The organism is Streptomyces sp. SID14436, assembly GCF_010548465.1.
In the GTDB taxonomy this organism is placed as follows: Bacteria; Actinomycetota; Actinomycetes; order Streptomycetales; family Streptomycetaceae; genus Streptomyces.
Genome location: NZ_JAAGMD010000273.1, coordinates 1 through 4,897 on the forward strand (window position 1 = coordinate 1; position 4,897 = coordinate 4,897).

The 4,897-nt window shown below is 74.7% G+C and carries 4 protein-coding genes and 1 pseudogene; 3 read left to right on the forward strand and 2 right to left on the reverse strand.

Features of this window, described 5'->3' with window-relative positions; translation table 11 throughout:
- Positions 1–692 (forward strand): annotated as a pseudogene (locus G3I53_RS10155) (hypothetical protein); the annotation flags it as partial.
- A 179-nt stretch (positions 693–871) separates the two neighbouring features.
- Here G3I53_RS10155 and G3I53_RS10160 read toward each other — a convergent pair.
- Positions 872–2,179, reverse strand: a complete 1,308-nt coding sequence (locus G3I53_RS10160) for an ABC transporter substrate-binding protein (protein WP_164333918.1) — start codon at positions 2,177–2,179, stop codon at positions 872–874.
- Positions 2,180–2,360: 181 nt separating this feature from the next.
- Between G3I53_RS10160 and G3I53_RS10165 the strand changes: the two genes are divergently transcribed.
- The gene (locus G3I53_RS10165; RefSeq protein ID WP_239063736.1) at positions 2,361–2,798 is read left to right on the forward strand and encodes a hypothetical protein; all 438 of its coding nucleotides are present in this window, start codon (positions 2,361–2,363) and stop codon (positions 2,796–2,798) included.
- A gap of 47 nt (positions 2,799–2,845) precedes the next feature.
- A complete protein-coding gene (gene purU, locus G3I53_RS10170; RefSeq protein ID WP_164333916.1) occupies positions 2,846–3,727 on the forward strand; it encodes a formyltetrahydrofolate deformylase in 882 nt (293 codons plus the stop codon).
- Between the two features lie 52 nt (positions 3,728–3,779).
- Here purU and G3I53_RS10175 read toward each other — a convergent pair.
- Positions 3,780–4,897: zf-HC2 domain-containing protein (locus tag G3I53_RS10175; protein ID WP_239063738.1), on the reverse strand; the 1,118-nt coding region annotated here is incomplete at its 5' end.

Here is a 4,897-nt window from a genome sequence, read left to right on the forward strand (position 1 = left end):
GCCCGGGCGGCGGTGGCGGCGGTCGGCGTGCCTCCAGATCCGGCGGCGGGGGCGGCCGTACCGGATCCCGGGTGCCGCTGCTGGCCGCTGTCGGCGTCGGCATCGCCGTCCTCGGTGTCGGCGCGGGCGCGCTGCTCGGCGGCGGGGGCGACAGCGACGACAAGGGCGGCGACAACCAGCCGGTCTCCGCCACCGCCCCCTCGAGCGCCCCGCCGTCCCCCACGCCGAGCGTCGACCCGGCACGGGAGCAGGCGGTCGAGCTGGACAAGCTGCTCGCGCACAGCGGCGAGAGCCGGACCACCGTGATCAACGCGGTCAACGACGTGAAGTCCTGCAAGGACCTGGCCAAGGCGGCCAAGGACCTGCGGGACGCGGCCGGGCAGCGCAACCAGCTGGTCACCGACCTCTCCGAGCTGTCCGTCGACAAGCTGCCCGACCACCAGGCGCTGACCACCGCGCTCACCAAGGCCTGGCGGGCGTCCGAGGCGGCCGACAACCACTACGCGGCCTGGGCCGACCAGACGGCCGGCAAGCGGGGCTGCAAGAAGGGCCAGGCCCGCACCACCGGGCAGACCCGGGCCGGCAACCGGGCCAGCGGCACCGCGACCGTCGAGAAGGGCAAGGCCGCCCGGCTGTGGAACGCGATCGCCAAGCAGTACGGCCTCACGGAGCGCCAGCCGACCCAGCTGTGACCGGCGCGGGCGGCCGCACCCCGCGCCACGGCGGCGGGCGCGGGGGAGCTCCCCCTGACCGGACCCCTGGCCGAATCCCCGCCGGACCCCTCGGCCGACCCCCATGCGGCCCCCGCCGGACCCGTCGCCGCCCGGCAACGGGACAGGCGGCTCCCGCCCGCGCCCGCCCCGGCGGCACGTCACAGCCCCGCCTCCAGCAGCGTCCGCGTCACGTCGGTGAAGCCCTCCCGGGCCGACACCAGCCGCCCGTCCCGGACCACCTGCAGCGACACCTGCGCGTTGGCCAGCCTGGGGTAGCCGACCGCGGCCAGCCTGCCCTGGAAGGGCCAGCTCAGGGTGGGAGTGAGGCCGCCGGTGGTGACCTCCAGGCCGTTCCGCAGGGCGTCGTGCACCGTGCGGGCGCTCACCTCCCCGCCGCCGAGCGACTCGACCGCCTGCCGCAGCACCGTGTACGCGATCCACGTCGTCTGCACCCCCGCGTCGCCCGGGTCGATGCGGTTGTCGCCGAACGCGGCCTCCTCGACGACCTCCCTCAGGGGCGCCCAGCGCGCGTCACCGGCGTGCGGGTACCAGCCGGTGACGAACGACCCCTCGTAGGGCCCGGACGCCCCGCCGGACGCGTCGACGGTGCTCTGGTCGACGCTGCCCAGCACGGTCCCGGTGCGCACCTCGGGGAACGCCCGGCGGGCCCGGCGGAAGGAGTCCATGAAGGTGCGGGTGCCGTCGCCCAGCGCGGGCACCACGCACCCCGGCCGGCCGGTTCCGGCGGTGGCCCCCTCCAGGGCGTGGCGCACCTCGTCGCCGTAGGAAGTGGCGTCCTCCGGTGCCCGCCGGTCCTCGGTCGGGGCGTGGCCGCCCGCCCGGAGGCCCGAGTCGAGCAGGGCCGGCAGCCGGTCGCCGGCGATCGTGTCGGGCCGGACGAGGGCGACCGGCCCGCACCGGTCGGCGAGGGTGCGGCCGAGCCCGGCCAGCAGCGTGGGCAGGCCGCCGTTGACGGGGTAGGACAGCGGGCTGGTGAACTCGTCGTCGGTGAGGCCGTAGCCGCCGATGTAGGGAATGCCGGCGCCCTCCAGGGTGGTCAGGAAGGCGTCCGTGTGCTGGCTGTAGGAGCCGACGACGGCGACCGCGTCCTCCTCGACCGCGCGCCGGGCGCACCGTGCCGCGGTGACGCTGTCGTTGCGTTCGTTGCAGGTCAGCACCCTGAGCGGGCGGCCGTCGAGGCCGCCGCGCTCGTTGACCCAGCGGGCGTAGGCCCGGGCGAAGGCGGGCATGCCGGGCTTGTCGGTGGCGCCGGTCCTCTCCGGTGCCCAGGTCATGACGGTGATCGGGTCGTCCCCGGAGGCCCCCGTGGCACCGGGGACGACCCCGCAGCCCGCGACGAGCGCCGCGCACAGCGCGAGTGCCCCGGTGGCCGGCGCGCCGGCTCTGACGCGCCGGGGGAGGAGACGGGAGAGGACGCTGCTGCGGATGGGTCGCCTGCCGGTCATGGCCCCGCACGATTCCCTCACCCCGCCAACCCGGCGGTGACGCTTGGTCGACGCCCGGTGACGCGGAGGTGAATTACGGGGGCAGGTGCCGGGCGTGGAGGGCGGAAACGTACGATCGACGACCGTGCAGGGTTCGGAGAACACTTCCCGTCGCGGCCGTCGCTCGTCCACCATGGGCGGCATGCCACTCAACGACATGCCGTGGTGGCGCTGGCGCAGCAATGTGCGCTCCGCGCTGCACATGCTCTCCGACCCCGGGTTCCAGCGGGACGTCTGGCTGGCCGGGGTGGACGGCTACGGGGACGTCACCGACGCGGTCTACCGGCTGGTCGAGGACACCTGGCTGGACAACTGGTCCGCCGAGAAGTACGTGGGCACGATCTTCCGCGACTCCCAGGAGGCGGCGCTCGTCGACACGGCGGTGCTGCGGGTGCTGCGGATCATGCACCAGGTGGGTCCGGACGCGCCCGTCACCGCCTACCTGGAGCACCCGGGCTGGCCGGAGGCCGTCCGGGCGGCGCGGGACGCGCACGTGCGGATGGCGGCGAGCGACGGCGAGGACCCCGACACCCCGCCCAGCACCCTCGAGGTGCTGCACATCCTGACGCGGTCCGCGTAGCGGAACGGCCCGTCGGCCGGGCGCCGTCGTATGGGACCCTTGCCCGCATGAGCGAGCAGTCCACCCGAGCCGGGGCCCCGGCCGACCAGTACGTCCTCACCCTGTTCTGCCCCGACAAGCAGGGCATCGTGCACGCCGTGTCGAGCTACCTGTTCATGACCGGCTGCAACATCGAGGACAGCCAGCAGTTCGGCGACCACGACACGGGACTGTTCTTCATGCGGGTCCACTTCTCCGCCGAGGCCCCGGTGACGGTGGACAAGCTGCGGGCCAGCTTCGCGGCCATCGGTGACGCCTTCCAGATGGACTGGCAGATCAACCGGGCCGACGAGAAGATGCGCATCCTGCTGATGGTGAGCCGCTTCGGGCACTGCCTGAACGACCTGCTGTTCCGGGCGCGGACCGGGGCGCTGCCGGTGGAGATCGCCGGAGTGGTCTCCAACCACACCGACTTCGCCGAGCTGGTGGCTTCGTACAACATCCCCTTCCACCACATCCCGGTGACGAAGGACACCAAGCCCGAGGCCGAGGCGAAGCTGCTGGAGATCGTCCGCGAGGAGCGGGTCGAACTGGTCGTGCTCGCCCGCTACATGCAGGTGCTGTCGGACGACCTGTGCAAGCAGCTCTCCGGGCGGATCATCAACATCCACCACTCCTTCCTCCCGAGCTTCAAGGGCGCCAAGCCGTACCACCAGGCCCACGCCCGGGGCGTGAAGCTGATCGGCGCCACCGCGCACTACGTCACCGCCGACCTCGACGAGGGTCCGATCATCGAGCAGGAGGTCGAGCGGGTGGGCCACGACGTCTCCCCCGACCAGCTGGTCGCCATCGGCCGTGACGTCGAGTGCCAGGCCCTGGCCCGCGCGGTCAAGTGGCACGCGGAGCGCCGGATCCTGCTCAACGGGCGCCGCACGGTCGTCTTCGCCTAGACACCGGCCGCCCGGACACCGGCCGGCCCGGCGCTCACCGTCGGCGGGCCGGTCACATGCGGCTCAGGCTGGCCGCCGCGTACAGCACGTCCCGGATCGCCTCCCGGTCCCCGACCTGCCCGGCCGCCGCCTCCTGCGGGGTGACGTGTCCGGCGGCCAGGCGGCAGAACTCCGCGCCGTCGAGGGCGACGTGCGCCACCTCGTGCTCGGCGGAGCCCTTCGCGGCCGGGGAGTCGAGCGGGATCAGCCACTCCCCGCCGCCGGAGCCCTCGATCTCCAGCCGCAGGCTGCGCCCCGGTTCACCGGCGGCGACCAGGTGCCGTCCGACGGGGGCGGCCAGCCCGGAGCGGCGGCGCGCCTCCAGCACGCTGGGCAGCATCCGGGCGGCCAGGTCGACCATGCGGTGCAGGTGCCGTCCGGTGGGCGGGTCGTAGGGGTAGTCGACGGCCTCCGCGATGTCCTCCGCGTGCACCCAGCACTCGAAGGCGCGGTCCAGCATGGCGTCGTGCAGGGGCAGTTCGAAGTCGCCGTAGGGCACCGGAAGGCCGCCGGTCCGGCCCCCGGTGAAGGACACGGTCCGCACCAGGTTGTGGGTCTGTTCCCGCCAGGGTGCCCGCACCGAGCGGGTGTGCGGGACGTGGGCCGCCCGCCAGTACGCCTCGGTGCGCGAGGCCGGGGTGGGCCGCTCGGCCGCGACCTCGCCGAGCGGGTCGTCGAGGCCGAGGGCGACGGCGACCATCCCGTCGACGGTCAGCAGGTGCGCGATCACGCCGGCCACCGTGGTCCGGCGGGTGGTCGCCTCGTCGGCCCGGTACCAGCGCAGCCGGACCGGGGCGTGCCACTCGGCGTCGCCGAAGTCCTGGAGCAGCGCGTCCAGCCGCGCGGTCTCGGCGTCGTAGGCGGCGGCCCAGTCGGGGACCGGGATGCGCGGCGGGCGGCGTTCCAGGCAGGAGTCGAGGACGCGGGTGCGCAGGCCGGGGTCGAGGTCGAGGCTCTCGGGGCGCTGGAGCAGGCCGACCGCCTCGCGCAGCCGCAGGGCCTCGTCGGCGCAGGACCCGCACTCGCCCAGGTGGTCCTCGACGGCCGCCGCCTCCTCCGGGGCGCAGGCGGCCAGCGCCCAGGCGCCCAGCAGGGAGGTCAGCACCCGGTGGTCCAGGACCGCCGGGGCCG

What these genes read in the sequence shown, in the direction of transcription:
- G3I53_RS10160 (WP_164333918.1), bottom strand. Translation starts at nt 2,179, where the DNA reads ATGACCGGCAGGCGACCCATCCGCAGCAGCGTCCTCTCCCGTCTCCTC.
- G3I53_RS10165 (WP_239063736.1), top strand. Translation starts at nt 2,361, where the DNA reads ATGCCACTCAACGACATGCCGTGGTGGCGCTGGCGCAGCAATGTGCGC.
- purU (WP_164333916.1), top strand. Translation starts at nt 2,846, where the DNA reads ATGAGCGAGCAGTCCACCCGAGCCGGGGCCCCGGCCGACCAGTACGTC.